Origin of the sequence: Streptomyces sp. NPDC048288, from assembly GCF_043201555.1 — a bacterium.
In the GTDB taxonomy this organism is placed as follows: Bacteria; Actinomycetota; Actinomycetes; order Streptomycetales; family Streptomycetaceae; genus Streptomyces.
On sequence record NZ_JBICZD010000008.1, the window covers coordinates 533306 to 557444 of the forward strand.

The following is a 24139-nucleotide window of genomic DNA, read 5'->3' on the forward strand; positions in this document are numbered from 1 at the left end:
CAATCTCCCGCAATGCCCGGACAACTCTCCCTGCCCGTTCGTCATGTGCCGACCCCAGGGCGGAAGTTCATCGTCCGGACACGCCTTCGAGTTATCCATGTGGCGGTAGTAGGCTCACGCCGTTTGTTGACGCACATATGTACCCCCGGCCGGCGGGGGACGAGCAGGGGGAGGACATGCGCTTTCGCGGGAAGTCGATCCGCCGGAAGATCGTGGCGCTGCTTCTCGTGCCGCTGGTGTCCCTGGCCGCGGTCTGGGGCTTCGCGACCGTACTGACGGGACGCGAGGTCACCGGACTCTTCCAGGTCTCGGCCGTCACCGAGGACATCGGCTACCCCACCGAGGACACCACCCGGGTCCTGCAGCAGGAACGCCGGCAGACCCTCGTCTATCTCGCCGACCCGCGCGCCGCCGACGCGCTGACCGCCCTGCAGCGCACGCGCGCCGCCACCGACAGCGCCGTCGCCGAACTCCGCAGGAACGCAAAGAAGCAGGGCGCCCTCGACGGGATGGACGCCGACGACCGAGAGGGCCTCTCGGCCGTGCTCGACGCCTTCGAGGGCATCGACACCCTGCGCCGCAGCGTCGAGGAGGGCACGGTCGACCGGGCCCAGGCCTTCGACCTCTACAACCGTCTCGTCGACCCGTGCTTCGCGCTGCTCACCACCCTCGACGGGCCCAGCGACGTCGAGTTGGAGAAGCAGGCCCGCGCCCTCGACAACGTCACGCTCGCCCGCGAACTCGTCTCCCGCGAGGACGCCCTGCTCGGCTCCGCCCTGGTGGTCGGGAAACTCTCCCGCGAAGAGAGCCGCGAGATCGCCGACCTCGTCGCCCAGCGCACCCTCCTGTACAACGTCGGCCTGCCGCTGCTGCCGTCCGCCGAACGCGACCGCTTCGACCGCTTCTGGAGCAACGCCACGACGGCCCCGCTCCGAGAGGCCGAGAAGTCCGTCATCGCCGCCGGGTCGGGCCTGCCCGACGACGTCGGCGCGAAGAGCTGGGACTCCGCCGCGGGCAACGTCCTCAAGGAGCTGGGCGACCTCGACGACCAGGCCGCCGACCGCTATCAGGACCGGGTCCGGCCCGCCGTCATCAGCGTGATCGTCCGGGCGGCCGCCGTCGGCGTCCTCGGCCTGGTCGCCCTGCTGTTCTCGCTCATCGTGTCCGTCCGGGTCGGCCGCGGCCTCATCCGCGACCTGCGACTGCTGCGCCAGGAGGCGCACGAGGCCTCCGGAGTCCGGCTGCCGAGCGTGATGCGCCGGCTGTCCGCGGGCGAACAGGTCGACGTGGAGACCGAGGTCCCGCGCCTGGAGTACGACAAGAACGAGATGGGCGAGGTCGGCCAGGCCCTCAACACCCTGCAGCGCGCCGCCGTGGAAGCCGCCGTCAAACAGGCCGAACTGCGCTCCGGTGTCTCCGAGGTCTTCGTCAACCTCGCCCGCCGCAGCCAGGTCCTGCTGCACAAGCAGCTCACCCTGCTCGACACCATGGAACGCCGGACCGAGGACACCGACGAACTCGCCGACCTCTTCCGCCTGGACCACCTCACCACGCGTATGCGCCGGCACGCCGAAGGCCTGGTGATCCTCTCCGGCGCGGCACCCTCGCGGCAGTGGCGCCGGCCCGTCCAGCTGATGGACGTGGTGCGTGCCGCGGTGGCCGAGGTCGAGGACTACGAGCGCATCGAGGTCCGCCGGCTGCCCCGCGTCGCCGTCACCGGCCCGGCCGTCGCCGACCTCACCCACCTGGTGGCCGAACTCCTGGAGAACGCCACGGTGTTCTCGCCCCCGCACACCGCCGTCCAGGTCCTCGGCGAACGGGTCGCCAACGGATTCACCCTGGAGATCCACGACCGCGGCCTCGGCATGGCGGCCGAGGCGCTCCTGGAGGCCAACCTGCGGCTCGCCGAGACCCCCGAGTTCGAGCTCTCCGACACCGACCGGCTCGGCCTGTTCGTGGTCAGCCGCCTCGCCCAGCGCCAGAACGTCCGCGTCTCGCTCCAGCCGTCCCCCTACGGCGGCACCACCGCCGTCGTCTTCATCCCCGACGTGCTGCTGACCGACGACGTCCCCGACACCAACGGCATCGGCTTCCGCCTCGACCGGCCCGCCCAGGAGGCCGAGCCCGAGGAGGGCCGCACCGCCGCCCTGGCCCAGATGCCGGCGCAGCGGCCCGGCCGGCCGGCCGCGCTCCTGGACGGGCCGGTCGAGCTGGAGGCACCCGTCGACCTGGACGCCCTGGACGGCTTCCCGGGCGCCCTCGCCGACGAGGACAGCGAGCGCGGCGGGCTGTTCCGCCACCGCCGTTCCCTCGGCCGCGCGGACGAGCCCACCCCCGCCGTGGGCGAACTTCACCAGCCGGCCCTGGAGACCGCGGACGGCTTCCGCGACGAGCGCTCCGAGGACCCCGTGCCACTGCCCACGCGGCGCACGCCCAAGCTGGTCAGCTCGCACGGCAGGCCCGTCACCGAGCAGCGCTCCCGCCGCGCCGAGCCGGACCCGGCCCGTCCCGAACCGGGCGGACTCGCCCCGCTGCCCGCCCGCCGCCGCACCGACCCGTCCCCGCAGCGCGCCGCCGGCCCGGCCGACCGCGCCCCGGACCACACCGTCCCCATCACCGGCGGCCCCGGCGAACCCGCCGGCCTCCCCGCCCTGCCCCGGCGCGCCCGGCACGCCGAGCCCGCCGCCGACAGCGGCACCGAAGACTCCGTCCCGCCCCTCGGCAGCACACCCCCGGAGGCCGCATCCGGCACCCGGCCGCTGCCCAGGCGGGTACGGCAGGCCAACCTGGCCCCACAGCTGCGACAGGACCCGACACGACCCGCCACGCGCGCGGCGGAACCCGCCGAGCGCGACGCCGACGAGGTACGCAGCCGCATGGCCTCGCTCCAGCGCGGCTGGCAGCGCGGCCGTGAGGAGAACACCGCGGGCGACGGGTCCCGGAACGGCACAGCGCAAGGAACGACTAAGGGGGACGGTCGATGACCGATCCGAAGGCGACCGGCCACACGGCGACGAACAAGCGCGAGCTGAACTGGCTCCTGGACGACCTCGTGGACCGGGTCGCCAGCATCCGCAAGGCCGTCGTGCTCTCCGGCGACGGCCTGCCCACCGGCGTCTCCAAGGACCTCACCAGAGAGGACAGCGAGCACCTGGCGGCCGTGGCCTCCGGCTTCCACAGCCTCGCCAAGGGCGTGGGACGCCACTTCGAGGCAGGCACCGTCCGGCAGACCGTCGTCGAGCTGGACGAGGCCTTCCTGTTCGTCACGGCCGCCGGCGACGGCAGCTGCCTCGCCGTCCTCTCCGACGCCGACTCCGACGTCGGCCAGGTCGCGTACGAGATGACGCTCCTGGTCAAGCGGGTCGGCATACATCTGGGGTCCGCTCCGCGCACCGACCTGCCCTCGGGCGGGTAGTGGAGTGACATGAGCGGAGACGGTCAGGGAAGAAGTCACTGGTTCGACGACGAGGCCGGACCGGTCGTCCGTCCGTACGCCATGACGCGTGGCCGCACCACCAGTGCGGCCCAGCACCGCCTCGATCTGATCGCGGTGGTCGTCACGGAGCCCCACGCGGACGACCCGGAGGCCGACCGGACACTCTCCCCGGAGCACGTGGACATCGTCGAGCTCTGCCGCGACGTCCCGCAGTCGGTCGCCGAGCTGGCTTCGGAACTCGATCTCCCCATCGGAGTGGTCCGGGTCCTCATCGGCGACCTCGTCGACGGGGAACTCGTCCATGTCAACCGCCCGGTACCCCCGGCGGAACTGGTGGACGAGAGTATTCTGCGCGACGTGATCAACGGCCTCCGGGCGCTGTGACCGGCGCGGATGCGGAGTAGTGACGTGACAGGCTGGCAGTTCTGGGTCGACCGTGGCGGTACGTTCACCGACGTCGTCGCACGGCGCCCGGACGGCCGGCTGCTCACCCACAAACTCCTCTCCGACAACCCCGCGCGGTACGCCGACGCGGCCGTGGCAGGCGTCCGCGAGCTCCTCGGCGGCTCCGGTGACCCCGTCGCTGCCGTCGACGCGGTCCGCATGGGCACCACCGTCGCCACCAACGCCCTCCTGGAACGCAAGGGCGAACGCACCCTTCTCGTCATCACCCGCGGCTTCCGTGACGCCCTGCGCATCGCCTACCAGAACCGCCCCCGTATCTTCGCCCGCCGCATCGACCTGCCCGAGCTGCTGTACGAACGGGTCGTGGAGGCCGACGAGCGCGTCGCCGCCGACGGCACCGTCCTGCGCGCCCCCGACCTGGCCGCGCTCTCCGGCCCGCTGCGAGAGGCGTACGACGACGGGATCCGCGCCGTCGCCGTCGTCTGCCTGCACAGCCACCTCCACCCCGCCCACGAGCAGGCGATCGGCGAGCTTGCCGCCCGCACCGGCTTCCCCCAGATCTCGCTGTCCAGCGAGGTCAGCCCGCTGATGAAGCTCGTCCCGCGCGGCGACACTGCCGTCGTCGACGCCTACCTGTCGCCCGTGCTGCGCCGCTACGTCCGGCAGGTCGCCGACGCGCTCGAAGGCGTGCGGCTGATGTTCATGCAGTCCAACGGCGGCCTCGCCGAGGCCGGCCAGTTCCGCGGCAAGGACGCCGTCCTCTCCGGCCCGGCCGGCGGGATCGTCGGCATGGCCCGGATGTCGCGGCTGGCCGGCTTCGACCGGGTCATCGGCTTCGACATGGGCGGCACCTCCACCGACGTGTCCCATTACGCGGGCGAGTACGAGCGGGTCTTCACCACGCGGATCGCGGGCGTCCGGCTGCGCGCGCCCATGCTGGACATCCACACCGTCGCCGCGGGCGGCGGCTCGGTGCTGCACTTCGACGGCTCCCGCTACCGCGTCGGACCGGACTCGGCCGGCGCCGACCCCGGCCCGGCCTGCTACCGGGGCGGCGGCCCGCTCGCCGTCACCGACGCCAACGTCATGCTCGGCCGTATCCAACCCGCCCACTTCCCGCGGGTGTTCGGGCCCGACGGGGACCAGCCCCTGGACGCGGACCTGGTCCGGGACCGCTTCACCGGCCTTGCGCGGGAGATCCGCGAGCGGACCGGCGACGACCGCACCCCGGAACAGGTCGCCGAGGGCTACCTGAGCATCGCCGTGGCCAACATCGCCAACGCCGTGAAGCGGATCTCCGTCCAGCAGGGCCACGACGTCACCCGCTACGCCCTCACCACCTTCGGCGGGGCCGGCGGGCAGCACGCGTGCATGGTCGCCGACTCGCTCGGTATCCGCACCGTCCTGGTGCCGCCCATGGCCGGTGTCCTGTCCGCGCTCGGCATCGGACTCGCCGACACCACCGCCATGCGCGAACAGTCCGTCGAGGCCCCGCTGGAGCCCGCCGCCATGCCCGGCGTCCGCAAGACCGCCGACGACCTGGAGGCCGCGGCCCGCGCCGAACTCCTCGCCGAGGACGTCCCCGATGACCACATCGAGGTCACCCGCCGCGCCCAGCTCCGCTACGACGGCACCGACACCACCCTCACCGTCGAGCTCACCGAGCCCGACGCGATGAAACACGCCTTCGAAGAACGTCATCGCGCCACGTACTCCTTCACCCTCGACCGCCCGGTCGTCGTCGAAGCCCTCTCCGTGGAAGCCACCGGCATCACCCCACCCCCCGATCTCTCCGCCCTCGCCCCGTACGAGGGCCGCCCCGCCGCCCCGGAGACCGTCCGCCTGCACACCGGCGGCGCCTGGCGCGAGGTACCCCTGCACCGCCGGGAGGCCCTGCCTCCGGGGGTGTCCGTCACCGGCCCGGCGCTCGTCACCGAGGCCGGTGCCACCACCGTCGTCGACGACGGCTGGCGGGCCGCGGCGACGGACGGCGGGCATCTGGTCATGGAACGCGTGGCGGTCACGCAGAGTTCCGATCTCGACACGGAAGCCGACCCGGTCCTGCTCGAGGTCTTCAACAACCTGTTCATGTCGATCGCCGAACAGATGGGCGCCCGGCTGGAGTCGACGGCCCAGTCCGTCAACATCAAGGAACGCCTGGACTTCTCCTGCGCCCTGTTCGACCCGGACGGGAACCTGGTGGCCAACGCCCCTCACATCCCCGTCCACCTGGGCTCCATGGGCACCAGCGTCAAGGAGGTCATCCGCCGCCGCGGCACCTCGATGCGGCCCGGCGACACCTACGCCGTCAACGACCCGTACCACGGCGGCACCCACCTGCCGGACGTCACCGTCGTCACGCCCGTGTTCGACACACAGGGTGACCGGATCCGGTTCTACGTCGCCTCCCGCGGCCACCACGCCGAGATCGGCGGCATCGCACCCGGCTCCATGCCGGCGAACAGCCGCACCATCGAGGAGGAAGGCGTCCTCTTCGACAACTGGCTGCTCACCGAGGACGGCCGCTTCCGCGAACCGGAGACCCTCCGCCTGCTCACCGCAGCGCGGTACCCCTCCCGCAACCCGAAGACCAACCTCGCCGACCTGCGCGCCCAGATCGCCGCCAACCGCAAGGGCGTCGACGAGGTCACCCGCATGATCGACGACTTCGGCCTCGACGTCGTCCAGGCCTACATGCGGCACGTCCAGGACAACGCGGAGGAGGCGGTCCGCCGCGTCATCGACGCCCTGGAGGACGGCGAGTACGCCTACGAGACCGACTCGGGCGCCGTCATCCGCGTACGCGTGCGCGTGCACCGCCACGACCGGCGCGCGACCATCGACTTCACGGGCACCTCCGCGCAGCTGGCCACCAACTTCAACGCCCCCTTCTCGGTGGTCAACGCGGCCGTGCTGTACGTCTTCCGCACCCTGGTCGCCGACGACATCCCGCTCAACGACGGCTGCCTGCGGCCCCTGGACATCGTCGTACCGCCCGGATCCATGCTCGCCCCCGAGCCGCCGGCCGCCGTCGTCGCGGGCAACGTCGAGACCTCCCAGGCCATCACGGGCGCCCTCTACGCGGCCCTGGGAGTCCAGGCCGAGGGCTCCGGGACGATGAACAACGTCACCTTCGGCAACGAGCGCCACCAGTACTACGAGACCGTCGCCTCCGGATCCGGCGCCGGTGACGGATTCCACGGCGCGAGCGTCGTACAGACCCACATGACCAACTCCCGGCTCACCGACCCGGAAGTCCTGGAGTGGCGGCTGCCCGTCCGCCTCGACGAGTTCGCCGTACGGCCGGGCAGCGGTGGCGCCGGTCACTGGCACGGCGGGGACGGCGCGGTCCGCCGGATCCGGTTCCTCGAAGCCATGACCGTCTCCACGCTCTCCCAGCACCGCCGGGTCCCGCCGTACGGCATGGCGGGCGGCGCACCCGGCGCGCTCGGCGCCAACCGGGTGGAGCGGGCCGACGGCACGGTCACCGGACTCGGCGGCAGCGACGCGGCGGACGTCGGCCCCGACGACGTACTCGTCATCGAAACCCCAGGCGGCGGCGGATACGGACGTCCGTCACCGACCCCCGTCAGGAACGACCCCCACCTAGCAGGAGAAGAGACCGATGATCTTCGGCCGATCTGAGCGCGGCAAGCCCCCGGTCGAACCCGTCACGCTCAAGATCCTCGTGGCGGGCGGCTTCGGCGTGGGCAAGACGACCCTCGTCGGCGCGGTCAGCGAGATCAGGCCGCTGCGCACGGAGGAACTGCTCACCGAGGCCGGGCGGCCGGTCGACGACACCAACGGCGTGGAGGGCAAGCACACCACCACCGTCGCCATGGACTTCGGCCGCATCACCCTGCGCGAGGACCTGGTGCTGTACCTGTTCGGCACCCCCGGGCAGGAACGGTTCTGGTTCATGTGGGACGAGCTGTCCGAGGGCGCGCTGGGCGCCGTCGTGCTCGCCGACACCCGCCGCCTGGAGGACTGCTTCGCCGCCGTCGACTACTTCGAGCGGCGCTCCATACCGTTCGTCATCGGCGTCAACTGCTTCGAGAACGCGGCCCGCTATCCGGTGGACGATGTCCGTCAGGCCCTCGACCTCGACGCGGACGTGCCCGTCGTGCTCTGCGACGCCCGGGACCGCGAGTCGGTCAAGGAAGTACTCGTCGGCGTCGTCCAGCACGCGATGGCGTTCGGGGCGGCCCGCCGGCGGGCCGTCACCGGCTGAGCGGCGGCGACACGGCCCGTACCCCCGCCGACCGGGGTACGGGCCGTGGTCCCAGGGGGGTTACTCGTCGCCCTCCTCGATCCAGCCGAAGCTCTTCTCCACCGCCTTGCGCCAGCTGGCGTACTCCCGTTCGCGTACCGAGGCCGCCATGGCGGGCGTCCACTCCACGTCCTTCTGCCAGTGCGACTTGAGTTCGTCCAGGTCGTTCCAGACGCCGGTCGCCAGGCCGGCCGCGTAGGCGGCGCCCAGACAGGTCGTCTCGGAGACCCGGGGCCGGATCACCGGCACCCCGAGGACGTCGGCCTGGTGCTGCATCAGGAGGTTGTTCTTGGTCATGCCGCCGTCCACCTTCAGGGTGGTGATCTGCACCCCGGAGTCCTGGTGCATGGCGTCCACGACCTCCCGCGTCTGCCAGCTGGTCGCCTCCAGCACCGCGCGGGCGAGGTGCGCCTTGGTGACGTACCGGGTGAGTCCGGTGACGACCCCGCGCGCGTCCGAGCGCCAGTAGGGCGCGAACAGGCCGGAGAAGGCGGGCACGATGTAGGCGCCGCCGTTGTCGTCGACGCTCGCCGCGAGGGTCTCGATCTCGTCGGCGGTGCGGATGATGCCGAGCTGGTCGCGGAACCACTGGACGAGCGCGCCCGTGATGGCGATCGAACCCTCCAGGCAGTAGACGGGCGCCTCGCCGCCGATCTTGTAGCCCATCGTCGTCAGCAGCCCGTTCTTGGACGGCACCGGCCGGTTGCCGGTGTTGAGCAGCAGGAAACTGCCCGTCCCGTAGGTGTTCTTCGCCGTGCCGACGTCGTAGCAGGCCTGCCCGAACACCGCTGCCTGCTGGTCGCCCAGGGCGGACGCCACCGGCACACCGGCCAGCTGGCCGACGGCGGTGCCGTAGACCTCGGCGGAGGACCTGATCTCGGGCAGCACCGCCTCGGGGACGTTCATCGCGGCGAGGATGGCGGCGTCCCACTGGAGGGTCTCCAGGTTCATCAGCATGGTGCGCCCGGCGTTGGTGACGTCGGTGACGTGCCGGCCGCCGTCGGTGCCGCCGGTGAGGTTCCAGATCAGCCAGGAGTCGATGGTCCCGAAGGCGATCTCACCGCGCTCGGCCCGGTCCCGCAGCCCGGGCACGTTGTCCAGCAGCCAGGCCGCCTTGGGCCCGGAGAAGTAGCTGGCCAGCGGCAGTCCGGTCTGCTCGCGGAAGCGGTCCTGGCCGTCACTGCCGCCCAGTTCGTTGCAGAGCGCCGCGGTGCGGGTGTCCTGCCAGACGATCGCGTTGTGCACGGGCTTGCCGGTGGCGCGGTCCCACAGCACGGTCGTCTCGCGCTGGTTGGTGATGCCGAGTGCGCTCAGCTGGTCGGCGCGCAGCCCCGCCTTGGCGAGCGCCCCGGCGACCACGGCCTGCACCTTGGACCAGATCTCGGTGGCGTCGTGCTCCACCCAGCCCGGCTTGGGGAAGATCTGGCGGTGTTCGCGCTGGTCGACGGCGACGATGGCGCCGCCGTGGTCGAAGATGATGCAGCGGCTCGACGTGGTGCCCTGGTCGATCGCGGCGACGTACGTCTCGGCGGTGTCCGTCATGGCTACCCCTTGGTCGCTGGTCGGAAGGGTGCGTGGGTGGGAGGGCCGCGGTGCGTTCGAGGACCGCGCCGAGTCAGAAGGCCACGTTGTAGATCAGGCCCGCGAGCGCCCCGCCGGCCAGCGGGCCGACGACCGGGATCCAGGCGTAACCCCAGTCGGAGGTGCCCTTGTTGGGGATCGGCAGGAAGGTGTGCACGATCCGCGGGCCGAGGTCGCGGGTCGGGTTGATGGCATAGCCGGTGGGCCCGCCGAGCGACAGCCCGATGCCGACGACGAGCAGCGAGACGATCAGCACGGTGGTGCCCGACTCGCCGAGTCCCTTGGTGAGTCCGAACGCGAGGATCGGCAGGACCAGCGCGATCGTCGCGATGATCTCGGTGATGAGGTTGGCGACCGGGTTCCGGATCTCCGGGATCGTGGAGAAGATGCCGAGCGTCGGCGTCGGTTCCTCGCCCGTCTCCGGGTCGCGGACGTTGGCCTGGAACTGGGCCAGGTAGACCAGGTAGGTCAGGGCGGCGCCCAGCATCGCGCCGGTGAACTGGCCGAGCAGATAGACCCAGACCTTGCCCCACTCGCCGGTGTCGACGGCGATGCCGACGGTGACGGCGGGGTTGAGCTGCCCTCCTGACAGCGGGGCGGCGGTGTAGGCGCCGGCGAGGACGCCGAACCCCCAGCCGAACGCGATCACCACCCAGCCGGAGGCCCGGGCCTTGGAGTGTCTGAGGGTGACGGCCGCGCAGACCCCGGCCCCGAAGAGGATCAGGATGGCGGTGCCGATGACTTCGCCGACGAATATGTCTCCGTTGCTCATGGCGGCTCCTAGGGCGCTGGCCGGGGGATCACCCCGGCGCTCCGAGCAGGAACGGTTCCCTTGGCGACGTCAGCCGAAGGCAGGGAAGGCCCCGCGCCCCGCCCGGCGTCTGTGACGAGCGTGCCGTAGCAGCCGAATCGCCCATGGGGGGACAGGCCTGGAGACAGGAGCGGCCCATGGCGCAGTGCCTGAATACGCCGAGAATGTACGGCGATGTCGACCGACACCGGAAGTTTTCACCGGCACCCAGGGAGCGTCAAGGTCGCCGACGGCAACGATGACAGGCAACCCACCGGAAAACAGTTTTCACGGCTCCACCGCGACGTACCCGGCCTGGGCCGGATACGCGCCCGAGCCGCGCCGGATCTCGTGGCCCGGCAGTCCCGCCCGCCCCAGCACCCAACTCGCCCCGTGCAGCGCCTTGGCGGCCTTCTTGAGGGGCGCCAGACACGCGGCGGCCTGCCGGTGGTCGGTCACGCTGCCGGGGCCGCACACGACGGTGGCCAGGGACAGCGTGACGGGGCGCCCGCCCGCCGACCAGGACGCGTCGAGCAGGGTGGCCACGGCACCCAGCCCCGCCTCGTCGGCGAGCACCAGGAAGTCGTCCCCGCCGATGTGCCCCACGCGCGCGTGCCCGACGGCGGTCTCCTGCAGCGCCCGTCCCACCGAGCGGATCAGCTCGTCGCCCGCGGCGAACCCGGCGCCGTCGTTCACCTGCTTGAAGTGGTCGATGTCCAGCCAGCTCAGCGCGAAGATCCGGCCGTCCGCGATCCACCGGTCCACCTCACCCGTGATCGCGTCCGAACCGGGCAGCCGCGTCAGCGGGTTGAGCCCGGCCGCCTCCTCGACCCGGCTCTCGGCGAGCGACCGCACGAGGTCGGCGAGGCGTACCACGCCCACACAGCGCCCGAGCCGGTCGACGACCGCCACATCGTCCGAGGTGCGGTCCCGGCCGCCGACGGCCACCACGTCCAGCACCTCCCAGGCGGTCGCGTCGACGCCGACCGTGCGCGGGGCGTCGCCCAGCTTGAACGCCGGGCGGTCCGCGTACAGGGCGTGTCCGTAGCGGCCGGACATTGACAGCAGGAAGCGGGAGCGGTGCACCGAGCGGACGGGGGCGCCCGTCTGGTCCACCAGGAGGACGCCGGAGACGTCCGGGGAGCCGGTGAGCAGGGCCCGCACCTGCAGCGCGGACGCGGTGACCGGCAGCAGTGCGGCGGGTCGGATGAACTCCCGCACGGACGGCCCGGAGCGCGGCGGGGCGACGGCGGCGGGGGAGGGCGGCGGAACGTATACCTCCGCGACCGGGATCCGGGCCGGGGGCGCGAACAGCTCGCCCTGGGCCAGTTGCGCGCCGGCCGACACGGCGGCCGCGTACTGGAGCTCGGTCTCCACGCCCTCGACGGCCACCAGGGCGCCCAGTTCCTCGCACAGGGTGCGCATGGCCCGTACCGCAGCCGGCCGGCCGAGCAGCGAGGCGTCGAGCTTGACCAGGTCGGGGGAGAGGTCGGTGAGCAGCCGCAGCGGCACGTCCCCGTCCCCGATGCCGTCGGCGCTGATCCGGAAGCCCTGGCCGCGCAGGACCGCCACAGCCTCCAGCAGGGCCTGTTGGGGCACGTGCGTGTACGGCGGGACGACGTCCAGGGTCACCTCCCAGGGCATCCGCCCGGCTTCCCGGATGGCCTCGGGCAGCGGGCCGATGCCGCCCAGGTCGGCGAGGGTGGCCGCGAAGACGTTGATGTGCAGTGGCAGGAGCGTCTCCTTGCGGGCCGCCGCGCGGAAGGCCAGCACGGCCAGCCTGCCGTCGAGTTCGGGATTCCGGCGGGCTTCGGCGAGGATGTCGCCGGTCTCGGGGCGGGCGAGGATCTCCAGTGCGGCGATCCCGCCGGTCGTCAGATTGACCACCGGCTGGAAGGCGAAACGGAGAGCATCCGTCCAGGTGCGCACGGGAGCATGATGACCCCACCGGCGTACGCCCAGGGGCAGTTCATAAGACGTTCACGCACCATTTCGGGGTGGTCACGTACGGTGTGCGATCCCTGCTGTCACAGCCGTCCCGCTAGCGCACGGCTATCACGGAGGAGCCGTGCCCGAACAGCCCCTGGTTGGCCGTGATCCCCACGCGCGCGTGCGCCACCTGCCGGTCGCCCGCCGCCTCCCTCAACTGCCAGGTCAGCTCGCAGACCTGGGCGATCGCCTGGGCCGGCACCGCCTCCCCGAACGAGGCCAGGCCCCCGCTCATGTTGACCGGTATGCGGCCGCCCGGGCCCGTCGCGCCCTCGCGCAGCAGCTTCGCCGCCTCGCCCTCGACGCACAGCCCGAGATCCTCGTACCACTGCAACTCCAGGGCGGTGGACAGGTCGTACACCTCCGCGAGGGACAGCTCGTCGGGTCCGATGCCCGCCTCCTCGTAGGCGGCGTGGGCGATCGACGCCCGGAAGGCCCGTGCCGGGGGCGCCACCGCCGCCGCGGAGTCCGTGGCGATGTCCGGCAGGTCCAGCACCGTACTGGGATAGCGCGGCGTCACCGTGGACACCGCGCGGATCCGCACCGGCCGCGCCGCCCCGTGCCGCCGCGCGAACTCCAGGCTGGACAGCACCAGTGCGGCGCCGCCGTCGGAGGTCGCGCAGATGTCCAGCAGCCGCAGCGGATCGGCGACCACCTGGGAGGCCGCGACCTCCTCTGCGGTGACGCGCTTGCGGTAGCGGGCGTACGGATTGAGCGCCCCGAGAGCCGCGTTCTTCACCTTCACCAGCGCGAAGTCGTCCGGGGTGTCCCCGAACACCGCCATCCGCCGGCGCGCGTACAGCCCGAAGTACGTCGGGTTGGTCGCCCCGAGCAGCCGGAAGCGCAGCCAGTCGGGATCGTCGGGGCGGTCCCCTCCGGCGGGCCGGAAGAACCCCTTGGGGGCCGCGTCCGCGCCGACCACGAGCACCACGTCCGCGAGCCCCGCGAGGATCTGGGCCCGCGCGGCGGCGACCGCCTGGGCCCCGGACGCGCACGCCGCGTACACGCTCGCCACCCGGGCCCCCTGCCAGCCCAGCGCCTTGGCGAAGGTCGCGCCCGCGACATAGCCGGGGTATCCGCCACGCACCGTGTCCGCGCCCACGATCGAGCCGACGTCCCGCCACCGGAGCCCGGCGTCCTCCAGGGCCGCGCGGGCCGCCGCCGTCCCGTACTCGACGAAGCCGCGCCCCCACTTGCCCCAGGGGTGCATGCCCACGCCGAGCACCGCCACGTCCGCCGTCATGCCGCCACCCCCGTCGGCCGCCAGTGCCAGGTTGTCCAGGCCGTCTCCGCGTCCTCGCTCAGCACTCCGGGGACGGCCTCGACCTCCATGCCCACCGCCAGATCGGCGACGGTGATCCCGGGAACCGCCTGTCCCAGCACCACGATCCGCTCGGACTCCAGCTCCACAGCGATCAACGCGTACGGCTCCCACGGAAGTTCCGGATCGCTCACATAGGGTGACGGCGGCCGGTACCTGCCGTCGGTGTACGACCAGATCCGCCCGCGCCGGGAGAGCGGGACCTCCTCCAGCTCGCCGCCCGCGCACCCCGGATTGCGGCAGTGGGCGTCCTCGCGCGGGAAGAAGACCGAGGAGCAGGCCGCACAGCGGGTGCCCAGGAGCCGGAAACGGTCTCCTTCGCCGGTGAACCAGCCGTCGACCGCGGGCTTGTGTGTACGCGACAAAGCTCCTCCGGAGAACGAGATCTGACGGGACGTCAGAAGTGTGTCACGGGGCGCCGGAATTGGGCAGGCCGTCCGGCCGAACCGACCGCACCTGCCGGTTCCTGGCTTTCCCGGTTCGTTTCACTTCCGGAAGGAGACGTTCCCCTGACCGCAAGACGGCGTTCCCGTGATCGGATAAAGTCCGCGCGTGTCCGAAAATCAGCACCCAATTGCCAACTCCGCTCCGGGCTCGCACTGTTCGAGCTGCGGAGCGCCCTACGGAGCGGGAGTCTCCGGCTGGCCGCGCACCTGCCCGGCCTGCGGCCACGTCACCTACCGCAATCCGCTGCCGGTGGCGATCGCCCTCCAGCCCGTGTACGACACGAAGGGCACCGCCCTCGTCGTCATCACCCGCACCGTCGCCCCCGCGCGCGGGGGCACCGCGCTGCCCGGCGGCTATGTCGACGACCGCGAGGACTGGCGGCACGCCGTCGTCCGTGAGCTCAAGGAGGAGACGGGCATCGACGCGGCCGCCCGCGACGTACGGCTCGTCGACGCCATGAGCTCACCCGACGGGCACCTGCTGCTGTTCGGGCTCCTCCCGGAACGTCCCGTCGAAGGGCTCCCGCCGTCCGGCGCGACCGACGAGACGGAGGGCTGGAAGCTGCTGCGCAGGCCCGAGGAGCTCGCCTTCCCGCTGCACAGCGTCGCGGTACGCGCGTGGTTCGAGGGCCGCTACTGAGCCCTCCGGCTCAGCCCAGCCCCCTGACCCGCACCGGGTGGGCCGGCTCGGCCACGCCGTTCTCCCCCTCGCGCCGGACCACCACCCGCCGGCCCTCCCAGCGGGCGACGTAACGCTCGATCTCCGGCTCGTCCCAGCCGTCGCCCGCGTCCGGCACGAATAGCCCGCCTCCCGTCCGCCCCCGGGCGGGCGCCCACACCTCAAGCCGCGTCCCGCCGTCCTCGCCCCGCACGGGAAGGACGGCACCCGCGCGCGCGAGCACCGGAATCCGGGACAGCGGGGCGTCCACGAGCACCTGCCCGGGCCCCTCGTACGCCTGCTCGGTGACCGTGTCGTACCACCGTCCCCGGGGCAACTGCACCGCGCGCCGGTCGGCGCCCGGGTCCAGCACCGGAGCCACCAGCAGACCGTCGCCCAGCAGGAACGCGTCCTCGCAGTCGCGCAGCGCCCGGTCCTCCGGCGCGCCCCACCACACAGGACGCACATAGGGCGCGCCGGTCCGCCGGGCCAGATGCGCCAGTGTCATGAAGTACGGCAGCAGCCGCCGCCGTTCGAGGAGCGCCACGCGTGCGTGCTCCAGCACCTCGGCCCCGAACTCCCACGGTTCCCGGCGCCCCGCCCGCATGCTCGCGTGGGTCCGGAACAGCGGCAGATAGGCGCCCAGCTGGAACCAGCGCAGAAACAGCTCCGGCGACGGACTCCCGTCGAAGCCGCCCACGTCCGGCCCCGAGTACGGCACCCCGCACAGCCCGAGTCCCAGAACCAGCGAGAGGGACGCGCGTAGCCCCGGCCAGCCGGTGGCCACGTCACCGGACCACGTGCCGCCGTAGCGCTGCATGCCCGCCCAGCCGGAGCGCGAGAACAGGAACGGCCGCTCCTCGGGCGCCAGTTCCCGCAGACCCTCGTAGGCCGCCCGCGCCATGCAGAGCGCGTAGACGTTGTGCGCCTCCCGGTGGTCGCCGCCCCGGCCCTCCAGGGAGTGCCGCGAGGAACGCGGCAGCGTCGACTCGCCGAAGGCGCTGAAGGACGTCGGCTCGTTCATGTCGTGCCAGAAGCCCGCGAAGCCCTGCGCGAGCCGCTCCTCGTACAGCCCGCCCCACCACTTGCGCACGCGCGCGTGCGTGAAGTCGGGGAACACCGTCTCCCCGGGCCACACCACGCCCTCCACCACCCGCCCCGACGGATCCCGCACAAAGGCGTCGACCGCCGCCCCGCTGTCGTGGACCGCGTTGCCCGGCTCGGCCTTCACCGCCGGATCCACGATCGACACCAGCCGGATCCCGTCCCGCCGCAACTCCTCGGCCAGCGTCGGCAGCTTCGGGAAGCGCTCGTGGTCGACGGTGAACACCTGATGGGCGTCGTAGTGGTCGATGTCCAGATGGACGGCGTCCAGCGGCAGGCCGCGCTCCTGGTAACCGGCGACGATCCGCCGTACCTCCTGCTCGCTGCCGAAACCCCAGCGCGCGTGGTGATGGCCCAGCGCCCACTTCGGCGGCAGCGCGGGCGCGCCCGTCAGCGAGGCCCAAGTGTGCAGCACGCGCGCGGGCGTGCCCACCATCACCCAGCAGCGCAGCGGACCGCCGTCCATCCGCAGCTCGGACCGCCCGGTCCGGTCATGGCCGGAACCGGCCCCCTCCTCGCCCTCCCGGAGGCTCACCGTCCCGTCCCACGAGGTGTCGTGGAACACCAGATGCGCGGCCGCGTCCGCCACCACCAGCTGCACCGGCATGGTGATGTACAGCGGATCGTCGCCGGGCCCGAAGGCGCGTCCGGGGTCGGTGTTCCACAGGCGGTAGGTTCCGTCACGCAGCCGCGGCCCCGAGGCGCGCCCGCCGAGACCGAAGAACCGCGCGTCCGCGGCCACCTCCGAGCGCTGCACCCAGCGCGCCGTGCCCCCGTCCACCGGCTCCCACCATCGGGGCGGCAGATCCCGCCGCAGCAGCACGCCACCGGGCGTGCTCACCTCCACCGCGCCGTGCCGGGAGACGCTGACCGTCACCCGCTCCGCCACCACCCGCCAGCCGCCGTCCGTGTCCGGCTCCAGGACCGCCCGCGGATCCGGCTCCGGGCAACGGCCCACAAGCGCGTACGACGGCTCGGCACCGGCCCCGTCCCAGCCCCAGAACACCGCCCCGTTCACGGCGACCGTGATGCGCAGCTCGGACCGGCTGAAACGGATCACACCGCCCCCCGGCCCCGGCTCCGCGCTCTGCACCGGCCCCGGCACCCGGGCCCGCTCCGCGCCCCGCGCGGGCAGCGCGGCGGCATCGATCCGCCTCCTGCGCCACGCGGCCCGTACGGTACGCAACCCCTGAGCCGCATTCCTCGAACCGACCACTCTCACCGAACGCACCAGGTCACGACCGTCCATGCTGCTCACCCTGCCACTCAGCGCTCCACACGCGCGTGCCGTTCAACTGCCGTTCACCCGTGCCGGGACCACATCTTCACGACACGGACTATGTGGAGCGCACCCTGGTGTAGAAGTCGATCACATGGCATCGTCCCTGTCAGCCGCGTCACGCGCACACCCCAGCCCGTGCGCGCCCCTCGCACACCAGCGCAGAAGCCCGGGAGCCGCCCCATGTCGACCGCGAACCCCCAGCCGCTCTGGCAGCCCGACCCGGAACGCATCGCCCAGGCACGCGTCACCAGGTTCCAGTCCTGGGCGGCGGAACACCACGGAGCCCCCGCCGAGGGCGGCTACCCGGCCCTGCACCGCTGGTCCGTCGACCAGCTGGACACCTTCTGGAAAGCCGTCACGGAATTCTTCGACGTAAGGTTCTCGACGCCCTACGCGCGCGTGCTCGGCGACCGCTCCATGCCCGGCGCCGAGTGGTTCCCCGGCGCCACGCTGAACTACGCCGAGCACGCCCTGCGCGCCGCCGCCACCCGCGCGGACGAACCGGCCCTCCTGCATGTCGACGAGACCCACGAACCCCGCCCGGTCACCTGGGCGGAGCTGCGCCGCCAGGTGGGCTCCCTGGCCGCCGAACTCCGCGCGCTGGGCGTCCGCCCCGGCGACCGTGTCAGCGGCTACCTCCCGAACGTCCCGCAGGCCGTGGTCGCCCTCCTCGCCACCGCCGCCGTGGGCGCCGTCTGGACCTCCTGCGCCCCCGACTTCGGCGCCCGCAGCGTCCTGGACCGCTTCCAGCAGGTCGAACCGGTCGTCCTGTTCACCGTCGACGGCTACCGCTACGGCGGCAAGGAGCACGACCGCCGCGAGGTCGTCGCCGAACTCCGCCGCGAACTGCCCACCCTGCGCGCCGTCGTCCACATCCCGCTGCTCGGCACCCCGGCCCCCGAGGGCGCCCTGGAGTGGTCGGCCCTCATCTCCGCCGACACCGAGCCCGAGTTCGAACAGGTCCCCTTCGACCACCCGCTCTGGGTGCTCTACTCCTCCGGCACCACCGGCCTGCCCAAGGCCATCGTCCAGTCCCAGGGCGGCATCCTGGTCGAACACCTCAAACAGCTCGGACTGCACTGCGACCTGGGTCCCGAGGACCGCTTCTTCTGGTACACCTCGACCGGCTGGATGATGTGGAACTTCCTCGTCTCCGGCCTGCTGACGGGCACCACGATCGTCCTGTACGACGGCAGCCCCGGCCACCCCGACATCAGCGCCCAGTGGCGGGTCGCCGAACGCACCGGAGCCACCCTCTACGGCACCTCCGCCGCGTACGTGATGGCCTGCCGGAAGGCCGGCGTGCACCCCGCCCGCGACTTCGACCTCTCCCGGGTGCAGTGCGTCGCCACCACCGGCTCGCCGCTGCCCCCCGACGGCTTCCGCTGGCTGCACGACGAGTTCGCCGACGGCGGGGCCGACCTCTGGATCGCCTCCGTCAGCGGTGGCACGGACGTGTGCTCCTGCTTCGCGGGCGCCGTCCCCACCCTCCCGGTCCACACCGGCGAACTGCAGGCACCCGGCCTCGGCACCGACCTCCAGGCCTGGGACCCGGCCGGCCGGCCCGTCGTCGACGAGGTCGGCGAACTGGTCGTCACCAACCCCATGCCCTCGATGCCGATCCACTTCTGGAACGACCCCGACGGCAGCCGCTACCACGACAGCTACTTCGACACCTACCCCGGTGTCTGGCGCCACGGCGACTGGATCACCGTCACCTCGCGCGGCTCGGTCATCATCCACGGCCGCTCCGACTCCACGCTCAACCGCCAGGGCGTACGGATGGGCTCGGCCGACATCTACGAGGTCGTCGAGCGCCTGCCCGAGATCAAGGAGTCCCTGGTCATCGGCGTCGAGCAACCCGACGGCGGCTACTGGATGCCCCTGTTCGTCCACCTCGCCCCGGGCGCGGTACTCGACGAGGCCCTGCTGAACCGCATCAAACAGGCCATCCGCGAACAGCTCTCACCGCGCCACGTCCCCGACGAGGTCATCGAGGTCCCCGGCGTCCCGCACACCCTCACCGGCAAGCGCATCGAGGTCCCGGTCAAACGCCTCCTCCAGGGCGCACCCCTGGAGAAGGCCGTCAACCCCGGCTCCATCGACAACCTCGACCTGCTGTCCTTCTACGAGGACCTGGCCCGCAAACGCGGCTGACCCTCCCCAGGGACGCGATCAGCCGCCGTAGGTGGCCTCGGACTCACCCAGCACGGCGGCGAAGTCCGAGGCCAGCCGTACCGCGTCGGCCGGCTCCAGCCCCGCGGTCGAGATCCGCACACCCGGCCCGGCCGACAGCCGGAACCGTGCCCCCGCGGCCACCCACCAGCCGTACGACCGCAGCCCGTTCACCACGGCCGACTCGTCCCGCACGGGCACCCACAGGTTCATCCCGCTCGCCCCGTGCGAGGCGATCCCGCGCCCGGCCAGCTCCTCGGCCAGCGCCTCCCGGCGCAGCGCGTACGTCTCCCGCGCGCGTGCCCACGTCCGTCATCAGCCCGAGCACCGTCTCCTGCAGCAGATGGCTGACCGGCCGCCGCCCACCGCAGGCCGGTACCGAGGAACTTGCTCACCGTCCGCACATGCACCCAGCGGGTCGGCCAGGGCCCGGCCAGTGAGTTCAGCGGGGCGTCGGTCACCGAGGACGCGTGATCGTTCTCCACCGCCAGGACGTCCGGCTCCTCCCGCAACACCTCGGCCAGCACGTCCCGGCGTGCCACCGAGAAGCACCCACCGTACGGATTCTGCGCCCGAGGGCTGTCACGGAAGTCGGCACCCTCGCCGCCGTATTGGGCGCCATCGGCATCGCGGGAGCCCCACTGGGCGGCCGTATCGCCGACCGCCTTCCCCTCACCCGCGTCCTGATCACCCTCCAACTCCTGCGCGCCCTCGCCTCCTTCGCCCTCCTCACCACCCACGACTACGCCCTGCTGCCCGCCATCTCCGCCGTCGGAGCCCTCGGCGACCGGGCCGCCAACGTGCTCACCAAGCTCTACGCCACCCGTATCGCCGGCTCCGACCGAGTCCGCTACCAGGCACTCAACCGCACCATCGCCAACGCGGGCTGGGCCCTGGGCGGCCTCGCCACCGCGGCAGCCCTCGCCGTCGGCACCACCACCGCCTACCGCTGCCTGCTGGCCGGCGACGCAGCCATCGCCCTGACCTGCGCAATTCAGCACCGCCTGGTCCGCGACCGACTGCCGCAACCCGCATTGTCAGTGGCGCCGATTACTGTGAGTGAGCATTGATCGACCGCTCACAGGGGGAACCATGGCACACACCGACCACCGCACCATGCGACGTGTCCTGCGCCGCGAAATCGCCGGCACCATCGGCCTGCTGACCGACGAACACGATTTCCGCGCCATGCGGCGCTACCGCACCTTCACCTTCCGCGACCACCCCACCTACCTCCGGCAGATCGAAGCCCTCCTCAGGACCCGCGCCGCGGCGGGCACCCACACCACACTCGCCCTGTTCGACCCCGAGGAATACGCCGAGTTCTGCACGGACACCGGACTCGACCCGGACCACCCATCGAGCCGCACCCGCTTCACCGCCGACCTGGCGGCCACCGGCGCCACCATCCCCTACGACGGCAGGCCGCTCACCGACCTGGTCCCCGCCCTCGTCGACGAAGCCGTACGCCAGGCCACCTGGGAGTACGCCAGCACCCTCCTCGCCCGCCTAGGCCCCTGCACCACCTGCGGCGAGGACCTCGGACGCGCCGCCTTCACCCGCGCCTCCCACCTCCTCACCCGCATCCTCGACACCGCCCCACCAGGCGACCGGCACCTCGTGTGCAGCGTCTCCGGACCACCCGAAACCCTCATCACCGTCCTCCACGCCGACCAGGGCGCCGAAGGCACCACCCACCTCGACGAAGCAGAAGCCCTCGAATTCACCAGCGTCCTAGCCCTCGGCCTGGCCACCCGCACCTCCGGCGGCCTCGTCATCCGCACCACCGCCCCCGGCACCGCCGACCGCGTCTACGGCTGGCGACTGCGCGGCGACGGCCTCACGCCCCTCACCGCCGGCGAGGTCTTCGACGCCTACTGCACCGACGTCGAATCCGGCGACCTCATCTCCCCGGAATCCGACGTCGACTACAGCGCACCCCCCGACCTCGGCGACCAGGAGACGCCACCGGGCCACCACCACTGAGACGCACCAGGGGCGCCCCACCCGTCAGGTGGAGCGCCCCTGGAAGAACAGCCGGTCACGGCCGCCGGCCGACTACTCGCCGGACAGCACCGCCTGCGCCGCGGCACGAGCCTCGTCCGCGCTGTCGGTTGCCCGCGCGGCGGAAGCCGCCCGCTCGCACTGAGCCAGCGTGTACTTGGCAAGCGACGCCCGGACATAGGGAATCGACGCCGCACCCATGGAGAGAGAGGTGACACCCAGACCCGTCAGCACACACGCCAGCAGCGGATCGGCCGCGGCCTCGCCACACACGCCACAGCTCTTGCCCTCCGCCTTGGCGGCCTCCGCGGACAGCGCGACCAGGTCGAGCAGCGCGGGCTGCCACGGGTCCTGCAGCCGGGACACCGCACCCACCTGACGGTCCGCGGCGAACGTGTACTGAGCCAGGTCGTTCGTGCCCAGCGACAGGAACTCGACCTCCTGGAGAATCGAGCGCGCCCGCAGCGCGGCCGACGGAATCTCCACCATCGCGCCGAACTTGGCCCGCAGACCCGCCTCGCGGCAGGCATCGGCGAACGCCTTGGCATCGGCACGGTCCGCGACCATCGGCGCCATGACCTCAAGGTGGACCGGGAGCCCCTCGGCCGCCTTCGCCAGCGCGGTCAGCTGGGTGCGCAGTACCTCCGGGTGGTCCAGCAGCGTCCGCAGACCCCGCACGCCCAGCGCCGGGTTCGGCTCGTCCGACGGAGTCAGGAAGTCCAGCGGCTTGTCGGCCCCCGCATCCAGCACGCGCACGACGACCCGGCCCTCGGGGAACGCCTCGAGCACCTGACGGTAGGCCTCGACCTGCTTCTCCTCGGACGGCGCGTTCTTGCTGTCGTCCAGGAACAGGAACTCGGTACGGAACAGACCGACGCCCTCGGCACCGGCCTCCACGGCCGCCGGCACATCCGCCGGACCGCCCACGTTGGCCAGCAGCGGCACCTTGTGCCCGTCAGCGGTGACACCCGGGCCGGTCGAAGCGGCCAGCGCGGCCTTGCGCGCGGCGGCCGCCGCCTCCAGCTCCGCCTTCTTCTCCGCACTCGGGTTCACGAAGATGTCCCCGGTGCTGCCGTCGACGGCGATCATCGTGCCCTCGGCCAGCTCACCGGCACCCGGCAGCGCCACCACGGCCGGCACCCCGAGCGCCCGCGCCAGGATCGCGCTGTGACTCGTCGGCCCGCCCTCCTCGGTCACGAAGCCGAGCACCAGGGTCGGGTCGAGCAGCGCGGTGTCCGCCGGCGCCAGATCCCGCGCGACCAGCACATACGGCTCGTCGCTGTCCGGGACACCGGGCATCGGAACCCCCAGCAGCCGGGCGACGATACGATTCCGCACGTCGTCCAGGTCGGCCACCCGGCCGGCGAGGTACTCGCCCGCTCCGGCCAGCAGTTCGCGGTACGCGGCGAACGCGTCGTACACGGCACGCTCGGCGGTGCTGCCGACGGCGATCCGCCGCTCCACGTCCGCCATCAGCTCGGGGTCCTGGGCCATCATGGCCTGCGCCTCGAGCACCGCCTGCGCCTCGCCGCCCGCCAGGTTGCCGCGCGCCATCAGGTCGGCGGCCACCGCGTCCACGGCCTGACGGGCGCGTCCCTGCTCCCGCTCGGCCTCTTCCGTGGCGATCTGCTTGGCAGGCGGCTCCAGCACCGCCGTTCCCATGTGCCGAACCTCGCCGATCGCCACACCGTGGCTCACGCCGACGCCTCGCAGCGTTGTCTCCATCTCACCCGTCTCCGATTAGTGCGCGGCGGGTCCCGCCGCCGCGATGGTTGTCGTGGTCGTCAGCTGGTCGTCAGCCAAAGACAGAGGAGTCAGCTCCAGGTGAAGAGGCTGTCGCCGGCCTTCACGTCACCGTCTTCACGGAGTTCGGAGAGGGAGTCGGCGGTCGCCTCCAGAGCCACGACGGGGCACACCGGGGACTTGCCGGCGGCCTCGACCTCGGCCGGGTTCCAGCGCACGATGCCCTGGCCGCGGGTGACGGTGTCGCCCTTGTTGACGAGCAGTTCGAAGCCCTGGCCGTTGAGCTGCACCGTGTCGATACCGAGGTGCGTGAGTACGCCGTGGCCGCTCTCGTCCACGACGACGAACGCGTGCGGGTGCAGAGAGACGATGACGCCGTCCACGGGCGCCACGACCTCGGAAGGCTCGCGCGCGGGATCGATCGCGGTGCCCGGACCGACCATGGCCCCGGAGAAGACCGGATCCGGCACGGCGGCCAGTCCGATGGCACGTCCTGCGAGCGGGGACGTCACGGTGGTCATGGGAAGCCTCCCGGGAGTGGAGCTGCTTACGGGCCGTCACTGGCTGTCCCGGACGGCACTGAGCAGCAGCGTATGTCATATGAAGTGGCGGTTCCGCATGGAAGCTACCAGGTAGTGGTCTAGACCACCACCCTAATCGATTTGCGCGCCCTTCGAGGCCCCGTGTACAGTCGTACTCCTGCTTGAGACCGAGCGGCGCGATAAAAAGCGTCCTTGCTCAGCAGCACCCAAACTCGTCAGATCCTAACTCGGGATCATCTTCCGCATGCCTGCGGGACGGTGGTCAGAGAGACGGAAAAACACTGATAGAGTTTGGAACACCGAAGGGAAGCCCGGAGGAAAGCCCGAGAGGGTGAGTACAAAGGAAGCGACCGTTCCTTGAGAACTCAACAGCGTGCCAAAAGTCAACGCCAG

Annotated in this window: 18 protein-coding genes; 9 read left to right on the top strand and 9 right to left on the bottom strand. The window is 72.1% G+C overall.

Features of this window, described 5'->3' with window-relative positions:
- Positions 1-176 precede the first annotated feature (176 nt).
- Genes ACGFZS_RS30060 through ACGFZS_RS30080 form a run of 5 tightly spaced genes read left to right on the top strand, consistent with a single transcriptional unit; the run spans position 177 to position 8072 of the window.
- The gene (locus ACGFZS_RS30060) at positions 177-2984 is read left to right on the top strand and encodes a nitrate- and nitrite sensing domain-containing protein (RefSeq protein ID WP_393797719.1); all 2808 of its coding nucleotides are present in this window, start codon (positions 177-179) and stop codon (positions 2982-2984) included.
- Complete coding sequence (locus ACGFZS_RS30065; protein ID WP_359224668.1) at positions 2981-3415, top strand: roadblock/LC7 domain-containing protein; 435 nt, start codon at positions 2981-2983, stop codon at positions 3413-3415. Before ACGFZS_RS30060 ends, ACGFZS_RS30065 begins: the two co-directional genes overlap by 4 nt.
- 9 nt (positions 3416-3424) lie before the next feature.
- Positions 3425-3820: a DUF742 domain-containing protein gene (locus ACGFZS_RS30070; protein WP_355722724.1), complete on the top strand. Its 396-nt coding sequence runs from the start codon at positions 3425-3427 to the stop codon at positions 3818-3820.
- Positions 3821-3844: 24 nt separating this feature from the next.
- Entirely contained in the window at positions 3845-7486 is a 3642-nt protein-coding gene (locus tag ACGFZS_RS30075) for a hydantoinase B/oxoprolinase family protein (RefSeq protein ID WP_393797720.1), read from the top strand.
- The gene (locus ACGFZS_RS30080; protein WP_355722729.1) at positions 7467-8072 is read left to right on the top strand and encodes an ATP/GTP-binding protein; all 606 of its coding nucleotides are present in this window, start codon (positions 7467-7469) and stop codon (positions 8070-8072) included. Before ACGFZS_RS30075 ends, ACGFZS_RS30080 begins: the two co-directional genes overlap by 20 nt.
- A gap of 60 nt (positions 8073-8132) precedes the next feature.
- On the opposite strand, the gene glpK is transcribed toward ACGFZS_RS30080, so the two are convergent.
- The 5 genes from glpK to ACGFZS_RS30105 form a co-directional block, all read right to left on the bottom strand.
- Positions 8133-9653, bottom strand: a complete 1521-nt coding sequence (gene glpK, locus ACGFZS_RS30085) for a glycerol kinase GlpK (RefSeq protein WP_393797721.1) — start codon at positions 9651-9653, stop codon at positions 8133-8135.
- Positions 9654-9726: 73 nt separating this feature from the next.
- Entirely contained in the window at positions 9727-10464 is a 738-nt protein-coding gene (locus tag ACGFZS_RS30090; RefSeq protein WP_393797722.1) for an MIP/aquaporin family protein, read from the bottom strand.
- Positions 10465-10770: 306 nt separating this feature from the next.
- A complete protein-coding gene (locus tag ACGFZS_RS30095; protein WP_393797723.1) occupies positions 10771-12411 on the bottom strand; it encodes an EAL domain-containing protein in 1641 nt (546 codons plus the stop codon).
- 112 nt (positions 12412-12523) lie between these two features.
- Positions 12524-13714, bottom strand: a complete 1191-nt coding sequence (locus ACGFZS_RS30100) for a lipid-transfer protein (RefSeq protein ID WP_393797724.1) — start codon at positions 13712-13714, stop codon at positions 12524-12526.
- The gene (locus ACGFZS_RS30105; protein ID WP_393797725.1) at positions 13711-14157 is read right to left on the bottom strand and encodes a Zn-ribbon domain-containing OB-fold protein; all 447 of its coding nucleotides are present in this window, start codon (positions 14155-14157) and stop codon (positions 13711-13713) included. Before ACGFZS_RS30105 ends, ACGFZS_RS30100 begins: the two co-directional genes overlap by 4 nt.
- A 187-nt stretch (positions 14158-14344) precedes the next feature.
- Here ACGFZS_RS30105 and ACGFZS_RS30110 point away from each other — a divergent pair, with 187 nt between their 5' ends.
- On the top strand, positions 14345-14878 hold the full coding sequence (locus tag ACGFZS_RS30110; RefSeq protein ID WP_355722744.1) for an NUDIX domain-containing protein: 534 nt from the start codon (positions 14345-14347) through the stop codon (positions 14876-14878).
- Between the two features lie 10 nt (positions 14879-14888).
- Here ACGFZS_RS30110 and ACGFZS_RS30115 read toward each other — a convergent pair whose 3' ends face one another.
- Positions 14889-17249, bottom strand: coding sequence for a TIM-barrel domain-containing protein (locus ACGFZS_RS30115; RefSeq protein ID WP_393797726.1), 2361 nt, complete (start codon positions 17247-17249; stop codon positions 14889-14891).
- A gap of 213 nt (positions 17250-17462) precedes the next feature.
- Between ACGFZS_RS30115 and ACGFZS_RS30120 the strand changes: the two genes are divergently transcribed.
- Positions 17463-19439 carry an acetoacetate--CoA ligase gene (locus tag ACGFZS_RS30120; RefSeq protein WP_393797727.1) on the top strand — a complete coding sequence of 659 codons (1977 nt, stop codon included), beginning with the start codon at positions 17463-17465 and terminating at the stop codon, positions 19437-19439.
- 18 nt (positions 19440-19457) lie between these two features.
- Here ACGFZS_RS30120 and ACGFZS_RS30125 read toward each other — a convergent pair whose 3' ends face one another.
- The gene (locus ACGFZS_RS30125; RefSeq protein ID WP_393797728.1) at positions 19458-19670 is read right to left on the bottom strand and encodes a hypothetical protein; all 213 of its coding nucleotides are present in this window, start codon (positions 19668-19670) and stop codon (positions 19458-19460) included.
- Positions 19671-19927: 257 nt separating this feature from the next.
- Here ACGFZS_RS30125 and ACGFZS_RS30130 point away from each other — a divergent pair, with 257 nt between their 5' ends.
- Together ACGFZS_RS30130 and ACGFZS_RS30135 are read left to right on the top strand one after the other, a co-directional pair.
- Entirely contained in the window at positions 19928-20527 is a 600-nt protein-coding gene (locus tag ACGFZS_RS30130) for an MFS transporter (protein ID WP_393797729.1), read from the top strand.
- 22 nt (positions 20528-20549) lie between these two features.
- Positions 20550-21443, top strand: coding sequence for a hypothetical protein (locus ACGFZS_RS30135; protein ID WP_393797730.1), 894 nt, complete (start codon positions 20550-20552; stop codon positions 21441-21443).
- A 72-nt stretch (positions 21444-21515) separates the two neighbouring features.
- Here ACGFZS_RS30135 and ptsP read toward each other — a convergent pair whose 3' ends face one another.
- Positions 21516-23186, bottom strand: coding sequence for a phosphoenolpyruvate--protein phosphotransferase (gene ptsP, locus ACGFZS_RS30140; protein ID WP_393797731.1), 1671 nt, complete (start codon positions 23184-23186; stop codon positions 21516-21518).
- Positions 23187-23275: 89 nt separating this feature from the next.
- On the bottom strand, positions 23276-23725 hold the full coding sequence (locus tag ACGFZS_RS30145) for a PTS glucose transporter subunit IIA (RefSeq protein WP_393797732.1): 450 nt from the start codon (positions 23723-23725) through the stop codon (positions 23276-23278).
- Positions 23726-24139 lie beyond the last annotated feature (414 nt).